This window comes from Streptomyces sp. NPDC031225 (genome assembly GCF_055570355.1).
On sequence record NZ_JBVIHJ010000010.1, the window covers coordinates 50,013 to 70,420 of the forward strand.

Here is a 20,408-nt window from a genome sequence, read left to right on the forward strand (position 1 = left end):
AGCGCACGTCACGGGGTCCATGTAATCGGGCACAGAGACAACTCTCGGATTGGGGCGCTTATCCATGACACCCACGCTCGTGCGGCAGCACCTGTCCCGGACGGCAGATGCGTCCCGTACGGACCTCGGTGCACGCGCGCGTGACTGGTCGGAGATCCAGGAGCGGATGCTGGTCCCGCTGTACGAGTCCGCCTACGAGCGACTCGAAGTGGGGCCGGCGACCCGGCTGTTGGGCCTCGGCTGCGGCAGCGGCCTCGCCCTGCTGATGGCCGCCGCCCGGGGCGCCACGGTCACCGGAGTCGAGTCCTCCCGTCCACAACGCCTGGCCCTCGCGCGGGAGCGGCTGCGGCCGGAGACGGGGGCCACGCGCACGCGTACCGCCACCCGGCTCGTCGACGGACCCGTCGAGGACGCCGCCTTGGGGGCACCCCCGTACACCCTCGTGACCGCCTTCGAGCCGATCGGCTGTCTCGCGGGCGACTCGGAGGGGCTCGGGGAGCTGCTGGCCTCGGCGACACCGCTCGCCGAACGAGGGGCGCCCGTGGTGCTCGCCGGCTGGGGCCCGCCTGAGCGGTGCGCCACGTCGACCGTGCTGCGGGTGGCCACCAAGCTGGCGGATCCGCTGCGCAGCAACCGCAATTGGCGCCCGGCCCGGCGGGACGACCTGGAGGAGGTCGCCCAGCGGGCCGGCCTCAGGCTCGACGGCTCGGGACGGGTGGCCTGTCCCTTCGGGTACGCCGGTCTCGACAGCGCCCTCAAGGGGCTGCTGTCGACGGGGCTGTTCGACGCGGCGATCGCGGCGACCGACCAGGCCCAGGTGGACAAGGAGGTGACGGAGGCCCTGCATCCGTATCAGCGCCGGGACGGCACGGTGTGGATGCCGAACGTGTTCCGCTACCTGGTCGCGCGCGTCCCCTAGGGCCTGTCGTCACCTCTGGCCGTACCCGCATGGCCGGCGACGTACGAGCCGGACTCACCCGAGCCGCTCGCCACACCTGTCAGCCCATGAACTTCTTGAACTCGTCCGGCAGTTCGAAGTCCTGCGGCGCCTGCTGGCCGGGCACACCGAAGGCGCCGCCCTGGGCACCTGCGGCCTTGCGCGCGGCCTCCTCCTGCTCCTGCTGCTTGCGCTTCATCGGGTTGCCGGAACGCTGCTTGCCCTTGGCCTGCTTGGGCTGCTTCCTGGAGCGGCCGGGACCGCCACCCATGCCCGGGATCCCCGGCATGCCGGGCATACCGCCGCCCTGGGCCATGCGGGACATCATCTTGCGGGCCTCGAAGAACCGCTCGACCAGGCCCTTCACGGCGCTGACCTCGACGCCGGAGCCCTTGGCGATACGGGCGCGACGGGAGCCGTTGATGATCGTCGGTTCCTGGCGCTCGGCCGGGGTCATCGACTTGATGATGGCGGCCGTACGGTCGACGTCCCGCTCGTCGATGTTGGCGATCTGTTCCTTGATCTGGCCCATGCCGGGCATCATGCCGAGCAGCTTGCTGATGCTGCCCATCTTCCTGACCTGCTCCATCTGGGCCAGGAAGTCGTCGAGCGTGAAGTCCTGGCCCTTCTTGGAGGCGAGCTTGGAGGCCATCTTGGCGGCCTCTTCCTCGCTGAACTCCTTCTGCGCCTTCTCGAACAGGGTGGCCAGGTCACCGAGGTCGAGGATGCGGGACGCCATCCGGTCCGGGTGGAAGACGTCGAAGTCCTCCAGCTTCTCGCCGTTCGACGCGAACATGATCGGCTTGCCGGTGACCGAGGCGATCGACAGGGCCGCACCACCGCGGGCGTCACCGTCGAGCTTGGAGAGGACCACGCCGTCGAAGCCGACGCCGTCGCGGAAGGCCTCCGCCGTGTTGACGGCGTCCTGACCGATCATCGCGTCGACGACGAAGAGGATCTCGTCCGGCGAGACCGCGTCCCGGATGTCCGCGGCCTGCCGCATCATGTCCTGGTCGATGCCGAGGCGGCCGGCGGTGTCCACGATGACGATGTCGTGGACCTTGGTCCTGGCGTGCTGGACGGAGTCCTTGGCGACCTTGACCGGGTCGCCCACGCCGTTGCCCGGTTCCGGGGCGAAGACGGCCACGCCCGCGCGCTCGGCGACGACGCTCAGCTGGGTCACCGCGTTCGGACGCTGGAGGTCGGCGGCCACCAGGAGCGGCGAGTGGCCCTCTTCCTTGAGGTGCTTGGCGAGCTTGCCCGCGAGGGTGGTCTTACCGGCACCCTGCAGACCCGCGAGCATGATCACGGTCGGGGGCTGCTTGGCGAAGCGCAGGCGGCGGGTCTGGCCGCCCAGGATGGTGACCAGCTCTTCGTTGACGATGTCGAGGACCCGCTGGGCGGGGTACTGCGAACCGGTGACCTCGGCGCCGAGGGCACGCTCCTTGACGTTCTTGATGAACGCGCGGACTACCGGAAGGGCCACGTCCGCTTCGAGCAGGGCGATACGGATCTCGCGCGCGGTGGCGTCGATATCCGCCTCGGAGAGCCGTCCCTTGCCGCGCAGGTTCTTGAAAGTCGCTGAGAGGCGATCGGAAAGAGTATCGAACACGGCGCTCGCGGTCCTCGGGGTCGGTGGCAGCTGGGAATCGCCCTCCAGGGTATCCCGGCGACCCACGTCGCCGGGATCCCCCGGGTCAGCCCCGCAGCGTCTCTTCCAGCTTCCGGGCCACGGAGGCCGCTTCACCTGCCGCCAGCGGTACGCCCTTGCCGTCGGTGACGTAGAAGGCGTCCACCGCGTTGGCGCCCAGCGTCGACACGTGCGCGCTGCGCATCCGCAGGCCCGCATCCTCCAGGGCGCTGCCGATGCGGAACAGCAGTCCCGGGGCGTCCTGGGCCCGGACCTCGATCACGGTGGCGTGCCGGGACGCCACCGGGTCGACCGTCACGCGCGCGGCGGGCGCCACGACACCCCGGCGCCTGGGATAGGCGGCGTCGCGCTCGGCCAGCCGCCCTGCGATGTCCAGCGACCCGTCCAGGGCCCGTACGAGGTCGGCGCGCAGCCGGGCGGCCTGGGGCAGTGAGCCGTACTGGGCGGCGACCCGCCAGTTCAGCAGGAGCACCGAGCCCTCGACGCCGTCGGGCAGGTTCAGGGCGCTCAGTTCCGCGGTGCGGACGGTCAGGCGGTGCACGGCCAGCACTCCCGCGACCGCGGGCAGCACGCCCGGCTGGTCCGGTACGGCGATCACGAGCTCGACGCCGAGCGGCTCCGGGTCGCCCGAGGGCTGGTCGTCCACGGGCGGCTCGGTCTGCGCGCGCAGGGACAGCACCGGGCCGCCGGTCGCGATCGCCTCGATGGCGAGCCGTTCCTGCTCGGCGGTGGCCGCTGCGGCCTCGGGCTCGTCGAGTTCGTCCCCGGCGAGCACCGCGGCCACCCGCTTCACCAGGTCGGCGACGAGCGAGCCGCGCCAGGACGACCAGGCGGCGGGGCCGGTGGCCAGGGCGTCCGCCTCGGTCAGCGCGTGCAGCAGCTCCAGCGTGCCCTGCGATCCGACGGCCTCGGCGACCGAGCGCACGGTGGCCGGGTCCTCCAGGTCACGCCGGGTGGCGGTGTCCACGAGCAGCAGGTGGTGCCGTACGAGAGCGGCGAGTACGGCGACGTCGTCGCGGTCGAAGCCGATGCGCGCGGCGACGTCCTTCGCGATGATCTCGCCGGCCACCGAGTGGTCGCCGGGCCAGCCCTTGCCGATGTCGTGCAGCAGCGCGGCGACGAGCAGCAGGTCGGGGCGGTGGACGCGGCGCGTGAACTCCGAGGCGCGGACCGCCGTCTCGATCAGGTGCCGGTCGACGGTCCAGATGTGCACGGCGTTGCGCTGCGGACGGCACCGCACCCGCTCCCAGTCGGGCAGCAGCTGGGTGATCAGGCCTTCCGCCTCCAGCGCCTCCCAGACGTCGACCGTGGGGCGGCCGGAGCCGAGCAGCGTGACCAGTTGTTCACGCGCCTCCGCGGGCCACGGCGTGGGCAGGGGGCGCACGCCCGCGGCCATGCGCCGTACAGCGTGCAGGGAGAGCGGGAGTCCTGCCTGCGCGGCGGCTGCCGCGGCGCGCAGCGGAAGCACCGGGTCGCGGTCGGGACGGGCGGCGCGGGCGAGCACCACCTCGCCGTCCTGCTCGACGACACCCTCCGCCAGCGGGGAGCGTTCGACGACCGGCTTGCCGCCGCCGAGCATGGCCCGCAGCCGCGGTCGCACGGCACGCGACCTGAGCACGCGTCCCACCTCGCGCCAGGTGACGTCACTGGCGTACGCGATGACCCGCGCGGCCTCGTACACCTGCCGCAGCAGGGTGTCGGCGTCGAGCAGGCCGAGTTCGGCGGCGACCTGGTCCTGTTCCTGGAGCGCGAGCCGGTCGGTGGCCCGGCCGGTCGTCAGGTGCAGGGCGTCGCGGACGTCGAGCAGCCGGCGCCGGGCGTCGTCGAGGCCCTCGCGCGGGGCGTCGGCCAGCCAGGAGGCGGCGACGGCGCGCAGGGCGGTGGCGTCCCGGAGTCCGCCGCGGGCTTCCTTGAGATCGGGTTCCAGGAGGTACTGGAGCTCACCTTGGCGCTCGGCGCGCTCGGCGCACAGTTCCTGGAGCTCGGGGAGGCGCTTGGGGGCCTGGTTGCGCCAGTCGGCGAGGACGGATGTCCGCAGGCCTGCCGTCAGCCCCAGGTCACCGGCGATGTGGCGGGCGTCCAGGAGACCGAGCTGGACTTTCAGATCCTCCGCGGCCGTCTTGCGGGCCTCCGCAGGCGTGCGCACGGAGTGGTCGAGGGCGAGACCGAGGTCCCACACGGGGTACCAGATGCGGTCGGCCAGGGCGGCGACCGCGCCCGAGTCACTGCCGTCGTGCAGCAGGACCAGGTCCAGGTCGCTGCGGGGGGACAGCTCGCCGCGGCCGTAGCCGCCGACGGCGATCAGGGAGGCACCGCGCAGGTGCTCGGCGCCCGCGGTGAACAGTCCGGAGAGCCAGTCGTCGGTCAGTTCGGCGAGGGCGGAACGGCGCGGCGGCCCGGACCGCGCCTCCTCCTGGAGGAGGCGCAGCCGGGCCGCCGCATAGCCGCTGGGTCCCGAGTCCTCTGCATCCTTGCGCACATCCGTGCTCGTCACCCAGCAGCTCCTGTTCTGTTCTTCGGTCAGAGCGCGTCCGGGCCGCGCTCGCCCGTCCGGACCCGTACGGCGGTCTCGACCGGCAGGGACCAGACCTTGCCGTCACCGATCTTGCCGGTGCGGGCCGCCTTGACGATGACGTCGATCAGCTGCTCGGCGTCGTCGTCCTCGGCGAGGACCTCGATACGGATCTTCGGGACCAGGTCGACGGTGTACTCGGCACCGCGGTAGACCTCGGTGTGGCCCCGCTGACGACCGTAGCCGCTCGCCTCGGTGACCGTCAGACCGTGGACCCCGAAGGCCTGGAGGGCTTCCTTGATCTCGTCGAGCCGGTGAGGCTTGACGACGGCGGTGATGAGCTTCATGCGTCCACCTTCTTGGACTCGGCCTCGGCCGGAGTGGCACTGCGAGCGGCACCGCCACCAGCGCCACTGAAGTCGTATGCGGTCTCGGCATGCTCGGCCTGGTCGATACCCGAGATCTCCTCGTCCTCGTCGACCCGCATACCGATCGTCTTGTCGAGCAGGAAGGCGAGGATCGCGGAGGCGATCAGGGAGTAGGCGAGGACCGCGAAGACACCGGCGCACTGCTTCCAGAACTGGTCCAGGCCGCCGCCGTAGAAGAGGCCCTTGACGTCGGACTGGCCCTTGCCGCTGGCGAAGAAGCCGATCAGCAGGGAGCCGATGACACCGCCGACCATGTGGACACCGACGACGTCCAGGGAGTCGTCGTAGTTGAAGCGGTACTTCAGGCCGACGGCCGCGGCGCAGGCGACACCGGCGATGGCGCCGATGCAGATCGCGCCGATCGGGGTGATCGCACCACCGGACGGGGTGATGGCGACGAGACCGGCGACCGCGCCGGAGGCGGCACCGAGGGTGGTGAACGCGCCGTGGCGGATCTTCTCGTAGACGAGCCAGGCGAGCATGGCGGCGGCGGTGGCGATCTGCGTGTTGACGAACATCAGCGAGCCGACGCCGTCGTCGTTGCCGAGCCACGAGCCGGCGTTGAAGCCGAACCAGCCGAACCACAGGAGACCGGCGCCGAGCATGACCAGCGGGAGGCTGTGCGGGCGCATCGGGTCCCGCTTGAAGCCGACGCGCTTGCCGATGACCAGGATCACGCCGAGTGCCGCGGCACCCGCGTTGATGTGGACCGCCGTACCACCGGCGAAGTCGATCACACCGAGTTCGAAGGCCCAGCCTCCGGTGCCCCAGACCCAGTGGGCGACCGGGAAGTAGACGACCGTCGCCCACAGGACGACGAACAGCGACCAGGCGCTGAACTTCACGCGGTCGGCGAGGGCACCGCTTATCAGGGCGGGCGTGATGATGGCGAACATCATCTGGAAGACCGCGAAGGCGAAGACCGGGATCGTGTACCCGGACCAGATGTCGCCCTTGTCGATGCCGGTCCAGCCGAAGAAGTCGTTCTCCCAGCCGACGAGCGAGCCGTGGTCCGTGCCGAACGCCATGGAGAAGCCGTAGAGCACCCACAGGATGGTGACGATACCCATGCTGATGAAGCTCATCATCAGCATGTTCAGGGTGCTCTTGACGCGGACCATGCCTCCGTAGAAGAAGGCAAGACCCGGGGTCATGATCAGCACCAGGGCGGAACAGATCAACATGAAGCCTGTGTTCGCCACAGACAGTTTGTCTGCGGCGAGCGTGATGGCTGGTGCCATCGGCGTCTCCTCGTCGTAGGTACGGCCCCGTGCGGGAAGCCAGAGCGGATATGAGGGGTGGGCCGGTTATGCGCCATGAGATTCGCGCAGCGCGGTTTCGGTGGAAGCCCCTCGTTGTTTCGCCGCCGTGACGAAGATGCCGTGCGTGTTACGCATCGATGAACTGGCAGATACCGGCCGCGTCGATCGTTATCGTGGCGCAACCTTCGGGGGACGTGACAAAACCGGCCGCGGTCGGCCTTCCGATGACCTGGCATGGGGGAGCCGAGTCGGGCTGTTCGGGAGGGCCGGCCGCGGCCGGGGTTCAAGGGATTCAGACCGCTTCGGCGGTCTCCGGAAGCTCCACGGCGAGCTTGTCGGTGAGATCCACGACCTCGGCGAGATCACCGAAATCGCGTACGGCCGTGTAGACCGTCTTTCGAATACGAGTGTTGACGCGCTCTGAGCGCACCTTCTTGGCGATCTGCATGGCTTGTTCCGCCAGTACCGTGCTCTGCTCGGGCTCACGCCGCAGCAGGTGCACGGTGGCCATGCCGATGAGGTTGAGTGCGTACGACCGCTGGTGCTCGTCGTCCTCGGAGAACAGCTCCACGGCCCGCTGCATGACGGGCTCGGCCAGCGAGGCGTAGGTCGGGCTGCGGCCTGCCACGTAGGCCAGGTCGCGGTAGGAGTGGGAGTTCTCGCCGTGCAGTTCGGCCTCGGAGAAGAAGCGGATCCAGTCGGGGTCCGGCTCGTCCCAGTCGTCGGCGTCGGCGAAGGTGTCCTCGGCCATCCGGACCGCCCGCTTGCACTTGCCGGGCTGGCCCATGTTGGCGTAGGCGCGGGCCTCCATCGCATACAGCATGGACTGGGTGCGCGGGCTCGCGCAGTCCCGGCTGCCGTACTGCGCGAGGTGGATCAGTTCCAGGGCGTCCTCGGGCCGCCCGAGGTGGATCATCTGGCGGCTCATGCTGGACAGGACGTAGGAACCGAGCGGCTTGTCGCCGGCCTCCTTGGCCGCGTGCACGGCGAGGACGAAGTACTTCTGCGCGGTGGGCTGCAGCCCCACGTCGTACGACATCCAGCCGGCGAGCTCCGCCAGTTCGGCGGCGACCTTGAACAGCTTGCGGGTGGTGGTCTCGGGCTGGGGCTCCTGGAGGAGGTCGGTCACCTCGTGCAGCTGGCCGACGACCGCCTTGCGGCGCAGGCCGCCGCCGCACTGGGCGTCCCACTTGCGGAACATCACGGTCGTCGACTCGAGGAGGTCCAGCTCGGGCCGGGACAGCCGGCCGACGCGACGGGACGAGTCCGGCTCGGGCTCCCGGTGCGGGGTGACGGACCCGGGGACGAGCCAGCGCTGCATGGGCTCGATGAGGGACGGGCCCGCGGACAGGGCCAGCGAGGTCCCGAGGAAGCCGCGCCGCGCCAGCATCAGGTCGCTGCGCGAGAACTCGCTGAGCAGGGCCACGGTCTGCGGACCCGTCCAGGGCAGGTCGACTCCGGTCGCGGACGGCGACGGGCGGGCGGCGCGCAGTCCGAGGTCCTCGACGGAGACGACACATCCGAACCGCTCGGAGAACAGCTCGGACAGGATCCTGGGGATGGGTTCGCGGGGGTTCTCGCCGTCCAGCCAGCGGCGCACCCGCGAGGTGTCGGTGGAGATGTGGTTGGCCCCCAACTGGCGGGCCCTGCGGTTGACCTGGCGGGCGAGCTCGCCCTTCGACCAGCCGCTGCGCACGAACCAGGAGGTGAGCAGCTCATTGGGGCGCTTGTCGGACTGCGCACCGCTTCCGGCGCCCGTTCCGCTTCCGCTGTTGCCGCCCACTGGAACGCCCCCATTCCTGAACCCACTTGTCGCCGAGTGCGCCAAGCCTTATCAGAATGCCGGTAAATAGGGCCCTCTGTCCGGCAGTTGTCAGCCTTCGAACGCGGAACCGACTTGCCTCCGGCATACCCACAAGTGCATGTGCCCCCAGGACTTGTGCACTCAACGTAATCCTACGATCACGCGTCCAGCCATGGCGATCCCGGAAACGCCACCATTCGCCACCCCTTCGAATGAACTCACGGTCGCCTCCGCACGATTCACTTGACATAGACCGAGTGGGGGTGGGCGGAGCGGTGCACTCAGGGGCGCACACGACTCGGCGCACCACCCAGGGCACTTCTTGGCGCCACCACCGCCCGGAAGAGGAAACGGAGAGTGACGGACCCCGTTCGTCTCGTAACCACCGGCGCGGTGGACCCGTTGGAGGGGGCATGGGCTTCACGATCGGCGGCATTCGGGAGATCCGTTCCGGTACACGCAGGCGCGGCCGCTCCTCGGAGTGCACCGCCGTCGCCGAGTTCACTGGACTCTGGGGCTGGGACGTGGTCCCGGGCGCGCGGGCCGCGGCAGGCGTCTGCTCCTGCGGCCGCGCGGACTGCCGCCGACCCGGCGCCCACCCGCTCGACTTCGCACCCCGGGTGCCGGCCGGGGCCACTCTCGACGACGCGACCAAGGCCTGGGCTGAGTTCCCCGGCGCCTCGGTGATGCTGCCCGTCGGTCGCGCCTTCGACGTCATCGAGGTCGCCGAGCCCGCCGGCCGCCGCGCCCTGGTCCGCCTGGAGCGCATGGGTCTTCCCCTCGGCCCCGTGACGGCGACCCCCGAGGGCCGCGCCCAGTTCTTCGTCGCCCCAGGCGCCGCGGCCGACCTGACCGAACTCCTCTACCGCATGGGCTGGGACGACGCGGCCTCCCTGGACCTGCGCGGTCTGGGCCCCGGCGCGTACATCACGGCTCCGCCGTCGGACCGGGGCGGCCTGGGGCCGGTGCAGTGGCTGCGGCCACCGTCCCTGGACTCGGCGACGAAGCCACCGGCGGCGAGGCTCCTGCTGGGGACGCTGGCCTACGTGGCGCATCGGTCACGCGCCTAGTACCCAGGGCGTACGACGTACACAGCGAAGGGTCCTGCCTCATCTGCACCATGAGGCGGGGCCCTTCTTCCCGTCGCGGCGGGCGCGACCGCCGGACCAGGCACCACGGCGACGGGCAACCACGTCCGCGGGAGCGCCGCCGATTCGGGCTCAAGGAGACGCCCGCTCCCCAGGGAACCTCGGGGGCGGGCGTCTCCTCGCACGGAACCGATGCGGGTACCCGAGCGGGTACCGACCCGGGGAGGTGCTCACTCGCCGATGAGCGCGTCCACGAACGCCTCCGGCTCGAACGGCGCCAGGTCGTCGGCACCCTCGCCCAGCCCGATCAGCTTGACCGGCACTCCCAGCTCCCGCTGGACCGCGACCACGATGCCGCCCTTGGCCGTGCCGTCGAGCTTGGTCAGGACGATGCCGGTGATGTCGACGACCTCGGCGAAGACGCGGGCCTGCACCAGGCCGTTCTGGCCCGTGGTGGCGTCCAGGACCAGCAGCACCTCGTCGAGCGGGGCGTGCTTCTCCACGACCCGCTTGACCTTGCCGAGTTCGTCCATGAGACCGGTCTTGGTGTGCAGCCGGCCCGCGGTGTCGATGAGGACCACGTCGACCCCCATCTCCTTGCCCTCCTTCACCGCGTCGAAGGCGACGGAGGCGGGGTCGCCGCCCTCGGGCCCGCGCACGGTGTGGGCGCCCACCCGCTCGCCCCAGGTCTGGAGCTGCTCGGCGGCGGCGGCACGGAAGGTGTCGGCGGCGCCGAGGACGACGGTCCGCCCGTCGGCGACGAGCACGCGCGCGAGCTTGCCGGTGGTGGTGGTCTTGCCGGTGCCGTTGACGCCGACGACCATCACGATGCCCGGCTTGCGCTCCTCGGGCTCGGTCCTCACCGTGCGGTCGACGTCGGTGCCGATGAGCTTGAGCAGCTCCTCGCGCAGCAGCCCCCGCAGTTCGTCGGGGGTGCGGGTGCCGAGCACCTTCACGCGCTCACGCAGGCCGTCGACCAGTTCCTGGGTGGGGGCCACGCCGACGTCGGCGGTGAGCAGGGTCTCCTCGATCTCCTCCCAGGTGTCGTCGTCGAGATGCTCGCGCGACAGGAGCGTGAGCAGCCCCTGGCCGAGCGCGTTCTGGGAGCGGGAGAGCCGGGCCCGCAGCCGGATCAGGCGTCCGGCGGTGGGTTCCGGGACGTCGATCTCGGTCGGCGGGAGCTCTGTGACGGGCGGCGCCGAGCCGTCCGGGAGGTCCACCTCCTCTATGGTCCGGCGCGGTTCGTCGCGCGGGGTCTCGGCCTCGTCGCCGACGTGCGGCTCGGCCGGAGGGGCGGTGATGTCGGGCGCGGCGGGAGGCGGCGGGGGCAGCGGCTTCGTGCGCCGGCTGCCGACGACGAGACCGCCGAGCACACCGAGCACGACCACGGCGATGACTACAGCAAGGATGACGGTTTCCATAACCCGTCCAGTATCCATCCCTGCCCCTCGGGGGAGGGTGCGCAGCCGCCTCCTTCACCGACCGAGCCCCGCATGTAGGCAGACCGGCCCGCCGTCCGAAGACCGCGCCGTACCGGGGCGGCGGCGGCCGCAGCCGCATTCGACGGTTCCGCGCCATGGCGATCTGACGCACCGTCAGCTACCGTCCCCCTCCACCGTCACCGTGTGAAGGGGGACCTCCCATGCCCGTCACGGTCGTCCGTTTCAACCTCGTCGAGCCCGACGCGACGCCCGCCTCCCTCAGCGCCCGCTACCGGGCCGCCCTGGACATGGCCGCGTACGCCGACGAGCACGGGATCACCACCGTGCAGACCGAGGAGCACCACGGCGTCGACAACAACTGGCTGCCCTCGCCGTTCGCCTTCGCGGGCGCGGTGTTCGGCGCGACGCGGAGGATCGCCGTCACCGTCTCCGCCGTCATCGGCCCCCTGCACGACCCGCTCCGCCTGGCCGAGGAGATCGCCGTACTGGACCTGCTGAGCGGCGGCCGGCTGGTGACGGTCGCCGGGATCGGGTACCGCCCCGAGGAGTACGCGCTGTTCGACGTGGAGTGGCGGCGGCGGGGCCGCATCCAGGACGAGGTCCTGGAGACCCTGCTGAAGGCGTGGACAGGCGAGGAGTTCGAGTACCGGGGCCGTACGGTACGGGTCACCCCGCGCCCCTTCACCGACCCGCACCCCCTCCTCCTGGTCGGCGGCTCGTCCAAGGCGGCCGCCCGCCGGGCCGCCCGTCTGGGGCTCCCGTTCTTCCCCAGCGCGCATCTGCCGGAGCTGGAGGCGTACTACAAGGAGCGGCTCGTCGAGTACGGCACCGAGGGCTGGACCATGATGCCGACCGCGGAGACCCCGTTGCTGCACATCGCCGAGGACCCGGACGAGGCGTGGGCCCGGCACGGTCGGCACTTCCTGCACGAGGCCCGGACGTACGCCTCCTGGCAGTCCGGTGACATCACGTCGGCGGTGCGGTCCGCCGCGACGACCGTGGACGAACTGCGCGCGGAGGGCGTGTACCGGATCCTGACGCCGCAGGAGTGCGTGGAGCAGGGGCTCGACAACCTCGTCCTGCACCCGCTGGCGGGCGGGATGCCGGTGGCGGAGGGGTGGCGGAGTCTGCGGCTGTTCGCGGAGCAGGTGCTTCCGGGGCTGGGCGGCTGAGCCGGGTGATATCCGGTGGCCGGGGCGGATTCGACGGTGATCCACTGGTCCCGTGAGCCTGCTGGTCGACGTGTTCCCCGGGAGCCGAACGGCGGGATGCGGATACTCGACGCACCGCAAGGCGGGTACCGGGCGGGCGGGTCGCATCCTGGCGTACGGCGGTGTGGGGATCGGAGTTCGCGAGCTCGCCCGGTGCGCGCCTCCTGCCGGTGCCGGCCGCCGGCGACCTCCATGCCGAGGCCGAGGACGTACCCGGAGTTCCGGCGCGAGGTGGCGCTGTCGCGCTCCGGGCTCGGCAAGGTCGCCCACCGCATACAGCGGCCGCAGCCCGTCGAGGAGCATCGGGAGAACATCGAGACCCTGCTGCGGATCATCGAGGAAAGCATCCGCAAGGCCCCGGAGATCGGCGGCGGCCTCCTCGTCCGGTGACCCCGCACAGCGCACCGCCGCCCCCGGTCCAGGCGGTTGCCGGGCCGGGGGCGGCGGACGGTACGGGGAGAGGGGCAGCGGGGTCTTGGCCCATCCCCCCGGGATCACGGGAGGGCGGTCAGCCCATCTCCTCCAGGGTCTTGCCCTTCGTCTCCTTGACGTACTTGAGGACGAACGGGATGGAGAGGGCGGCGAAGACCGTGTAGATCACGTAGGTGAAGGAGAGGTTCCAGTCGGCCAGCGACGGGAAGCTCGCGGTGATGGCCCAGTTGGCGATCCACTGCGCGGAGGCGGCCACACCGAGCGCGGCGGCGCGGAGCCGGTTCGGGAACATCTCGCCGAGGAAGACCCAGACGACCACACCCCAGGACAGGGCGAAGAAGAGGACGAAGACGTGGGCGGCGATCAGGGCGGTCCAGCCCTGCGCGGCCGGCAGCTTGCCGTCGACCAGGTCGAAGGAGAACGCCCAGGCCTCCAGTGCGAGACCGATCACCATGCCGACCGAACCGATCAGGGCGAGCGGCCGGCGGCCGACACGGTCCACGAAGATCATCGCGATCACGGTGCCGACGATGTTGATGATCGACGTCGTGAAGGAGTAGAAGAACGAGTCCGTCGGGTCGACACCGACCGACTGCCACAGCGTCGAGGAGTAGTAGAACGCGACGTTGATGCCGACGAACTGCTGGAACACCGACAGGCCGATGCCGACCCAGACGATCGGCTTGAAGAAGAAGGAGCCGCCGAGCAGGTCCTTGAAGGTCGACTTGTGCTCGCTCTTCATGGCGTTCTCGATCTCGACCACACGCGCGTCGAGGTCGATCCTGTCGCCCTCGACCTCCTCGAGGATCTGCTTGGCACGCTCACGCTTGCCGACGGAGATGAGGAACCGCGGGGATTCGGGGATGGCGAAGGAGAGCAGGCCGTACAGGACGGCCGGGATCACCATGACGCCGAGCATGACCTGCCAGGCCTCCAGGCCCATCAGCTTGCCGCGCTGGTCACCGCCGGCGGCGTTGAGCAGACCCCAGTTGACCAGCTGCGAGATCGCGATGCCGATGACGATGGCGGCCTGCTGGAAGGAACCGAGCCGGCCGCGGTAGGCCGGCGGGGCGACCTCGGCGATGTAGGCGGGGCCGATGACCGAGGCCATGCCGATGGCGAAGCCGCCGACGACCCGCCAGAAGGCGAGGTCGTACAGCGCGAAGGGCAGTGCCGAGCCGACGGCGCTGACCGTGAAGAGGACCGCCGAGATCTGCATGCAGCGGATACGGCCGATGCGGTCGGCGATGCGCCCGGCGGTCGCCGCGCCGATGGCACAGCCGATCAGGGCGATGGCGATGACCTGCGCCAGGGCCGCGGAGCCGACGTCGTAGCGGCCCCGGATGGCCTCGACGGCACCGTTGATCACGGAGCTGTCGTAGCCGAAGAGGAAACCGCCCATCGCGGCCGCCGCCGCGATGAAGATGACGTGCCCGAGATGATCGGGATGAGCCACCTGGGCTCCTGGTTCGGATGCCTTCGCTGTGCTGGTCACGTTTACTCCTCGGGCCACCGGCAACGCTGTCGGTGTGGTCAGCCCCCAGGTAGGTGGTACCTGAAGGTAAATCCAACGCTGCTGACCTTATGCCTTCAAGTCTCAAATTCAAACGTGGCGAATTGTGAGAACTTAGACAGGTGAACGCTACAAACGTTCACTTCTTGAAGTCATGCGAGGTCAGCGCAGTCGTTGGCTGATGACCTTCGAAACCCCGTCGCCCTGCATCGAGACGCCGTACAGCGCGTCGGCGACCTCCATGGTCCGCTTCTGGTGCGTGATCACGATGAGCTGCGAGGCCTCCTGCAGCTCCTGCATGATGCGGATCAGCCGCTGGAGGTTGGTGTCGTCGAGGGCCGCCTCGACCTCGTCCATGACGTAGAACGGGCTGGGCCGCGCCTTGAAGATGGACACCAGCAGCGCCACGGCCGTCAGCGACCGCTCGCCGCCGGACAGCAGGGAGAGCCGCTTGACCTTCTTGCCGGGCGGACGCGCCTCGACGTCCACGCCCGTGGTGAGCATGTTGTCGGGGTCTGTCAGGATCAACTGGCCCTCGCCGCCCGGGAAAAGCCGGCTGAAGACGCCCTCGAACTGCCTCGCCGTGTCCCGGTAGGCCTCGGTGAAGACCTGCTCGACGCGCTCGTCGACCTCCTTCACCACTTGGAGCAGGTCGGTGCGGGTCTTCTTCAGGTCCTCCAGCTGCTCGCTGAGGAACTTGTGCCGCTCCTCCAGCGCCGCGAACTCCTCCAGGGCGAGCGGGTTGACCTTGCCGAGCTGCTGGTACGCCCGCTCGGTGGCCTTGAGCCGCCTCTCCTGCTCGGCCCGGTGGAACGGCTTGGGCTGGTTGCGCGGGTGCTCCGGATCCTCCGGCAGCTCCTCGCCCTCGGCGGGCGGGGAGGGCGGGACGAGCTGGTGCGGGCCGTACTCGTCGACGAGACCCGCCGGTTCGACGCCCAGCTCCTCCAGGGCCTTGGTCTCCAGCTGCTCGATCCGCATCCGCTTCTCGGCTCCGAGCACCTCACCGCGGTGGACGGAGTCGGTCAGCTTGTCGAGTTCGGCCTTGAGATCGCGGCCGGTGGTCCGGGCGGCGGTCAACTCCCGTTCCCGTAGGGCCTTGGCGGCGTCGGCGGCGGTGCGCTCCTCGTCCGCGCGTGCGAGCGACACCTCGACGTGAGCGAGCAGCTGCCGCGTCCCCGAGGCGACGGCTTCGGCCACGGCGGCCTCGTGCCGCAGCCGTGCCCGCCGCTGTTCGGCACGCGCGCGTGCGTCCCGCTCCGCGCGGGCGGCGCGGTCGAGGGAGTCCGCGCGGCCGGCGAGCCCCTTGACCCGCTCTTCGTGCGTACGGACCTGGAGGCGGGCCTCCATCTCGGTCTGCCGCGCGTTGGCCCCGTCGGCGGCGAGACGGTCCCGTACCGATGTGTCGGGCTCCTCCTCGACCGGCATCTCCTCGGCCACGGCGAGCCGTTCGGCCAGTTCCTCGACCTCTTCGAGCGCCTTCTCCAACGCGTCCTGTGCCCGCGCGGCCGCAGCGGTGGACCGCTCGGCCTCACCGGCGGCGCCCTTCGCCTGCCCGGACAGCCGGCCGAGCTGCTGGGCCACGGCCGACTTCTCCCGGTCGGCGGCCCGGCGCCGCTCCCCCAGTTCCTCGACTCGGGCGGCGTATTGCGTGCGGTGCTCGACGGCGGTGTGCTGGGCCTCGGTGAGTTCCTCGCACCGGACGGCCAGTTCCTCCAGTTCGGCGGCGGCCTCGTCCACGGACGCCTGTACTTCGAGGAGGCTGGGGGCGCCCGCGGAGCCGCCGTGCGCGAAGTGGGCGCCGAGGAGGTCGCCCTCGGCGGTGACGGCGGTGAGGTGGGGGTTGGCGTAGACGAGGTCTTCGGCGTCTTCGAGGGTGCCGACCACGACGATGCCGCGGAGGAGGCGACCGACGGCCGCCATGAGGTCGGAGGGGCCGCGGACGAGGTCCGCCGCGCGTCGGTGTCCGGCGGGTGCGGGTTCGTCGTGGCCGTTCGCGCCGTTCCCGGTGGTGTCGGGGCCTCCCGCCAACAGCAGTGCCGCCCGGCCCGCGTCCTGCTTGCGCAACAGCCGGATCGCCTCCGCCGCCGCCGAAGGGGACGTCACCGCCAGCGCGTCCGCCGCCACGCCGAACGCCGCCGCCAGTGCCACCTCGTGGCCCGGGGTCACCGTCAGCAGTTCCGCCGCCGGACCCAGCAGCCCCGTCAGGCGGTCCTTCGCCCCGAGCAGGGCCCCCGTGCCGTCCTTGCGGCGCAGGCCCAGCGCCAGCGCCTCATGCCGGGCCTGCGTCGCCGCGCGCCTGCGTTCCACCGCCGTGGTCGCCTCGCGGGCGGCCGTCAGCGCGGACTCCGCCTCCGCGAGCTGCCGCTTGGCCGCCTCGTGCTGTTCCGCCAGCTCCGCGTCCCCCGCGTCCAGGCCGTCGACCTCGGCCTTGAGCTCCTCGTACTCCCCCTGCGCGGCGAACGCCCGCTCCTGGGCCTCGTCCCGCGCCGCGGCGAGGCGGTCGATCTCGGCCTGGGCCGAGGCGGCGCGGGAACGGGCCGCGTTGACCTGCCCATTGAGCCGGGCCAGCCCCTCACGGCGGTCGGCGATGGCCCGGGCGACGTCCTTCAGACGCCGTTCCTCCTGCGTGAGCGCGCGTTCCAGCTCGGCGCGATGCGCGACCGTGTCCTCCAGGGCGTGCTCGGCCGCCTCCAGGGCCGCTTCGAGCTCGGCCTCCTGCTCACGGATACGGGCGGCCTCGCGCTCCATGTCCTCGGGGTCCCGTCCCCGGCGCTCCTCGGGCGGCGCCGACGTGGCGCTCTTCACGCGCGCGTCGGCCAGCGAGATCGTGCCGCGCACCCGCTCGGCGAGCTGGGAGAGTTCGTACCAGGTCTGCTGGGCCCGCTGGAGCCGGGGCGTCAGGCGACGGACCTCGTCCTCCAGCAGCGCCTCGCGCTGGAGGGCCTTCTTGAGTTCCTGCTCGGCCGACTCCTTGCGCTCCTTCAGCGCGGCCTCGTCCGCGACCTCGGTCTGCAGCGCCTGCCGCAGTCGTACGAGATCGTCGGCGAGCAGCCGCAGACGGGCGTCGCGGAGGTCGGCCTGGATGACGGCGGCGCGGCGGGCGACCGCGGCCTGGCGGCCCAGTGGCTTGAGCTGGCGCCGGAGTTCGTCGGTCAGGTCCTGCACGCGCGCGAGGTTGGCCTGCATCGCGTCCAGCTTGCGGAGCGCCTTCTCCTTGCGCTTGCGGTGCTTGAGGACGCCGGCCGCTTCCTCGATGAAGGCACGGCGGCCCATCGGGTCGGCGTGCAGGACGGAGTCGAGCTGGCCCTGGCCGACGATGACGTGCATCTCGCGGCCGATGCCGGAGTCGGACAGCAGGTCCTGGATGTCGAGGAGACGGCAGGTGTCGCCGTTGATCTGGTACTCGCTGCCGCCGTTGCGGAACATGATCCGCGTGATGGTGACCTCGGCGTACTCGATGGGCAGGGCCCCGTCGGAGTTGTCGATGGTCAGGGACACCTCGGCGCGGCCCAGGGGCGGGCGGCCGGTGGTGCCGGCGAAGATGACGTCCTCCATCTTGCCGCCGCGCAGCGACTTGGCGCCCTGCTCGCCCATGACCCAGCTGAGGGCGTCGACGACGTTGGACTTGCCCGAGCCGTTGGGGCCGACGACGCACGTGATTCCCGGTTCGAACCGGAGCGTGGTCGCCGAGGCGAACGACTTGAACCCCCGGAGGGTCAGGGCCTTGAGGTGCACGCCGCTGGACTCTACCTTCCGGGGGTGTCTCACTCCATGAACGCGCTGTTGCCCGCGGTTTCACCGTTGAACGTGCAGGGCACATCCAACGTTAAGAAGAGTGAAAGGGTGCACGGGGGCAAGAAAGAAGGGACGCCGAAGCGTCCCTTGCAAACTCTGACAACTAAGCGGTTGATACAGGCTGCCCAACCACTGCGTGAGCTGTCGTGGAGCGATGCAGTGATCAGGTGAGCGCGGGCTCCGCCTGGTGTGCGTCGATGCTCTCCATGATCCTGTCGTGAGAAGCGGCAGCCGCGAGCTCGTCGTTCTCGGCCTGGATCCGTACGAGCTCGGATTCCAGGTCCTGGACGCGCTGCTGGAGCCGTCGCATCTCGGCGAGGAGTCGAGGGTCGGAGCCGCCGACGTAACCGAGAAGCGCCTTTGCCATGATGGATGGTCCTCCACAATGAGTGACCGACCGAAGCGGTGTGGGTCGTGAGGGATTCGCACCCGCGATGCTTGACACTCTTTAGTTCTTGCTGCCGTTCATCCATGCCAAACAGCTAAGGTGCGCGGGGTGTTTTCAGCGTCTCACCAAAAAGTTTGACGGTCAACACGATCACGCCCCGTATTGGCGGGCAACCCTGACCGGCGCGGCCCGGAACGGCGGCGCTGCGGTTCTCGCGGGGCCCTGGAGGGGCGGCGATCATTCTTAGGGGCGGAGCCTGCCACGGAGCATGCTTCTTGGCAACCACCAGCGTTTTTCTGCTTCGGGCAGGTGCCGGTGGCAAGTCCCTCCGCTTCCGCCTGGGCCGTTTTACAGAAACGGCTCATCGGATGGCGAAGCTGTCGTAACCCCCGCGGGGTGTGTCCCAGATCTCGGTGACGCCGTCCACGCTGCCGGGCGTGTCGTCTCCCAGGAGCCAGTCGAGGAGTCCCTGGCATCCCTTCCGCGGTCCCTCCGCGACCACCTGGACGCGTCCGTCGTCCAGATTGAGAGCAAAACCACTCAGGCCGCCGATCTCGAGGGCCTTGGCCCGCGTGAACCAGCGAAAACCCACACCTTGGACGCGTCCTCGCACCCAGGCGACCAGTCGTACATCCTCGCTCATGGGTGCAACCTAACGGGCCAAAGTCTCTCTGGGCACTCCTTCCTCTGGCGCCATGCGGTACTGTCCGCTGCCAATGAATCTCATACGAAACTCACTCGATCGTGTGGGTTTCGTGACTTTGGGCGACCGGGGGGACGCGTCGACCTCAAGAACAGACGAGGAAGGCAAGGACATGGGACGCCACCGACGCTCCGCCGCCGGCCGCGCCGCCACGGGCCGCGCCACGGGGGTCACGGATATGCACGGCTCCCACGGGAGCGCATTCGACCCACAGGACTCGTACAACTTCGCCTCGGCGGTCACCACGCCCCGCCCGGCCCACACCGACTCCGACCCCTACGCGCGCAGTGATGCCTACCTGTTCGCGTCGGAGGAGGAGTACGCGCTCTTCCGGGGCGACGGCTACACGCCGGCCGACGGCTCCCGGCGCGGCGGCTCGCACCGCAGGCGCAAGCGGAACCTCGTGACGCCGGTCAAGACCGGTCTGCTCGGGGTTTCGGCGGCCGTCGCGATCGGCACGGTCGCGGTGGCCACGGGCGTGGTGCCCGGCCTGGACAACTACAAGCTCGGCGGCGGCAACAGCAGCAGCACCGGCGGCGACGTGCAGGCGGCGGGCTCGCCGACGAACTCCCCGGCCGAGCAGGGCGGCACCTCCGGCAGCGCCGACAGGCGCGAGGACGGCAGTTCGACGAGCCGCGACGCCGACCGGTCCGCCTCGCCCGCGCCGTCCCCCTCGACCTCGACGGCCACGCCGACCGAGAAGCCGACGAAGAAGCCGGCGGCCACGCCGAGCAAGAAGCCCGAGGCGACTCCTTCGCAGAAGGAGAGGGAGCCGGCGAAGCAGGAGACCACCGCGCCGGTGGAGGTCTCCACGGAGGCCGCCGCCGAGGCCGAGGTGCTCCGGCTCGTCAACGTCGAGCGGGCGAAGGTCGGGTGCAGCCCGGTCGCCGCCAACAGCGCGCTGGCCGACCTGGCCACCGCCTTCAGCAAGGCCATGGCCGACGAGGGCTTCTTCGACCACACCGACCCGAGCGGCGCGACGCCGTGGGACCGCGCCGCGAAGGCCGGGATCACCAGCCTCGGCGGCGAGAACATCGCCCGGGGCCAGGCCGACCCGGCCGCGGTCATGGAAGCCTGGATGAACAGCCCCGGCCACAAGGCCAACATCCTTAACTGCGACTTCACGACGCTGGGCGTGGGTGTGCAGTTCGGGTCCGGTGGCCCGTGGTGGACGCAGGACTTCGGCTACTAGCAGACACCGACGACGGTTGCGCTAACTTCTGGTTAGTGCAACCTGTCGGT

General features: G+C 70.6%; 15 protein-coding genes. 5 read left to right on the forward strand and 10 right to left on the reverse strand.

Annotated elements, in window-relative coordinates:
* Positions 1-64: 64 nt before the first annotated feature.
* Positions 65-919, forward strand: coding sequence for an SAM-dependent methyltransferase (locus tag ACZ48Z_RS18655; RefSeq protein WP_468736933.1), 855 nt, complete (start codon positions 65-67; stop codon positions 917-919).
* Positions 920-998: 79 nt separating this feature from the next.
* On the opposite strand, the gene ffh is transcribed toward ACZ48Z_RS18655, so the two are convergent.
* The 5 genes from ffh to nsdA all read right to left on the reverse strand — a co-directional run bounded on the left by ffh (position 999) and on the right by nsdA (position 8,573).
* Positions 999-2,549, reverse strand: coding sequence for a signal recognition particle protein (ffh, locus tag ACZ48Z_RS18660; protein WP_468736934.1), 1,551 nt, complete (start codon positions 2,547-2,549; stop codon positions 999-1,001).
* An 85-nt stretch (positions 2,550-2,634) separates the two neighbouring features.
* Positions 2,635-5,082, reverse strand: a complete 2,448-nt coding sequence (locus ACZ48Z_RS18665) for a [protein-PII] uridylyltransferase (RefSeq protein WP_468736935.1) — start codon at positions 5,080-5,082, stop codon at positions 2,635-2,637.
* 26 nt (positions 5,083-5,108) lie between these two features.
* Positions 5,109-5,447, reverse strand: a complete 339-nt coding sequence (locus ACZ48Z_RS18670) for a P-II family nitrogen regulator (RefSeq protein ID WP_003997576.1) — start codon at positions 5,445-5,447, stop codon at positions 5,109-5,111.
* Positions 5,444-6,769, reverse strand: coding sequence for an ammonium transporter (locus ACZ48Z_RS18675; RefSeq protein ID WP_468736936.1), 1,326 nt, complete (start codon positions 6,767-6,769; stop codon positions 5,444-5,446). Before ACZ48Z_RS18675 ends, ACZ48Z_RS18670 begins: the two co-directional genes overlap by 4 nt.
* Positions 6,770-7,082: 313 nt before the next feature.
* On the reverse strand, positions 7,083-8,573 hold the full coding sequence (gene nsdA, locus ACZ48Z_RS18680) for a transcriptional repressor NsdA (RefSeq protein ID WP_468736937.1): 1,491 nt from the start codon (positions 8,571-8,573) through the stop codon (positions 7,083-7,085).
* Between the two features lie 434 nt (positions 8,574-9,007).
* Between nsdA and ACZ48Z_RS18685 the strand changes: the two genes are divergently transcribed.
* Positions 9,008-9,664, forward strand: coding sequence for a bifunctional DNA primase/polymerase (locus ACZ48Z_RS18685; RefSeq protein WP_468736938.1), 657 nt, complete (start codon positions 9,008-9,010; stop codon positions 9,662-9,664).
* Between the two features lie 248 nt (positions 9,665-9,912).
* Here ACZ48Z_RS18685 and ftsY read toward each other — a convergent pair whose 3' ends face one another.
* Positions 9,913-11,103 carry a signal recognition particle-docking protein FtsY gene (gene ftsY, locus ACZ48Z_RS18690; RefSeq protein WP_468736939.1) on the reverse strand — a complete coding sequence of 397 codons (1,191 nt, stop codon included), beginning with the start codon at positions 11,101-11,103 and terminating at the stop codon, positions 9,913-9,915.
* 221 nt (positions 11,104-11,324) lie between these two features.
* On the opposite strand from ftsY, the gene ACZ48Z_RS18695 reads away from it, so the two are divergent.
* Together ACZ48Z_RS18695 and ACZ48Z_RS18700 are read left to right on the forward strand one after the other, a co-directional pair.
* Entirely contained in the window at positions 11,325-12,296 is a 972-nt protein-coding gene (locus tag ACZ48Z_RS18695; protein ID WP_468736940.1) for an LLM class flavin-dependent oxidoreductase, read from the forward strand.
* Between the two features lie 231 nt (positions 12,297-12,527).
* Positions 12,528-12,725 (forward strand): hypothetical protein, encoded by a 198-nt coding sequence (locus ACZ48Z_RS18700; protein ID WP_468736941.1) that lies wholly within the window; start codon positions 12,528-12,530, stop codon positions 12,723-12,725.
* A gap of 118 nt (positions 12,726-12,843) precedes the next feature.
* On the opposite strand, the gene ACZ48Z_RS18705 is transcribed toward ACZ48Z_RS18700, so the two are convergent.
* From ACZ48Z_RS18705 to ACZ48Z_RS18720, 4 genes are all read right to left on the reverse strand, one after another.
* Positions 12,844-14,262: a sugar porter family MFS transporter gene (locus ACZ48Z_RS18705; RefSeq protein ID WP_468736942.1), complete on the reverse strand. Its 1,419-nt coding sequence runs from the start codon at positions 14,260-14,262 to the stop codon at positions 12,844-12,846.
* Between the two features lie 180 nt (positions 14,263-14,442).
* Positions 14,443-18,015, reverse strand: a complete 3,573-nt coding sequence (gene smc, locus ACZ48Z_RS18710) for a chromosome segregation protein SMC (protein ID WP_468736943.1) — start codon at positions 18,013-18,015, stop codon at positions 14,443-14,445.
* A 223-nt stretch (positions 18,016-18,238) separates the two neighbouring features.
* Positions 18,239-18,442 carry a hypothetical protein gene (locus tag ACZ48Z_RS18715; protein WP_007384948.1) on the reverse strand — a complete coding sequence of 68 codons (204 nt, stop codon included), beginning with the start codon at positions 18,440-18,442 and terminating at the stop codon, positions 18,239-18,241.
* A gap of 382 nt (positions 18,443-18,824) precedes the next feature.
* Positions 18,825-19,106 carry an acylphosphatase gene (locus ACZ48Z_RS18720; protein ID WP_468736944.1) on the reverse strand — a complete coding sequence of 94 codons (282 nt, stop codon included), beginning with the start codon at positions 19,104-19,106 and terminating at the stop codon, positions 18,825-18,827.
* Positions 19,107-19,278: 172 nt separating this feature from the next.
* On the opposite strand from ACZ48Z_RS18720, the gene ACZ48Z_RS18725 reads away from it, so the two are divergent.
* Positions 19,279-20,358 carry a CAP domain-containing protein gene (locus tag ACZ48Z_RS18725; RefSeq protein WP_468736945.1) on the forward strand — a complete coding sequence of 360 codons (1,080 nt, stop codon included), beginning with the start codon at positions 19,279-19,281 and terminating at the stop codon, positions 20,356-20,358.
* Positions 20,359-20,408: the final 50 nt, after the last annotated feature.

Bases quoted from the DNA above. Each gene is read 5' to 3' on its own strand.
- ACZ48Z_RS18700 (WP_468736941.1), top strand. From the start codon at position 12,528: ATGCCGAGGCCGAGGACGTACCCGGAGTTCCGGCGCGAGGTGGCGCTG.
- ACZ48Z_RS18675 (WP_468736936.1), bottom strand. From the start codon at position 6,769: ATGGCACCAGCCATCACGCTCGCCGCAGACAAACTGTCTGTGGCGAAC.
- ACZ48Z_RS18670 (WP_003997576.1), bottom strand. From the start codon at position 5,447: ATGAAGCTCATCACCGCCGTCGTCAAGCCTCACCGGCTCGACGAGATC.
- ACZ48Z_RS18725 (WP_468736945.1), top strand. From the start codon at position 19,279: ATGGGACGCCACCGACGCTCCGCCGCCGGCCGCGCCGCCACGGGCCGC.
- ACZ48Z_RS18685 (WP_468736938.1), top strand. From the start codon at position 9,008: ATGGGCTTCACGATCGGCGGCATTCGGGAGATCCGTTCCGGTACACGC.
- ACZ48Z_RS18715 (WP_007384948.1), bottom strand. From the start codon at position 18,442: ATGGCAAAGGCGCTTCTCGGTTACGTCGGCGGCTCCGACCCTCGACTC.
- ftsY (WP_468736939.1), bottom strand. From the start codon at position 11,103: ATGGAAACCGTCATCCTTGCTGTAGTCATCGCCGTGGTCGTGCTCGGT.
- ACZ48Z_RS18695 (WP_468736940.1), top strand. From the start codon at position 11,325: ATGCCCGTCACGGTCGTCCGTTTCAACCTCGTCGAGCCCGACGCGACG.
- ACZ48Z_RS18720 (WP_468736944.1), bottom strand. From the start codon at position 19,106: ATGAGCGAGGATGTACGACTGGTCGCCTGGGTGCGAGGACGCGTCCAA.
- ACZ48Z_RS18655 (WP_468736933.1), top strand. From the start codon at position 65: ATGACACCCACGCTCGTGCGGCAGCACCTGTCCCGGACGGCAGATGCG.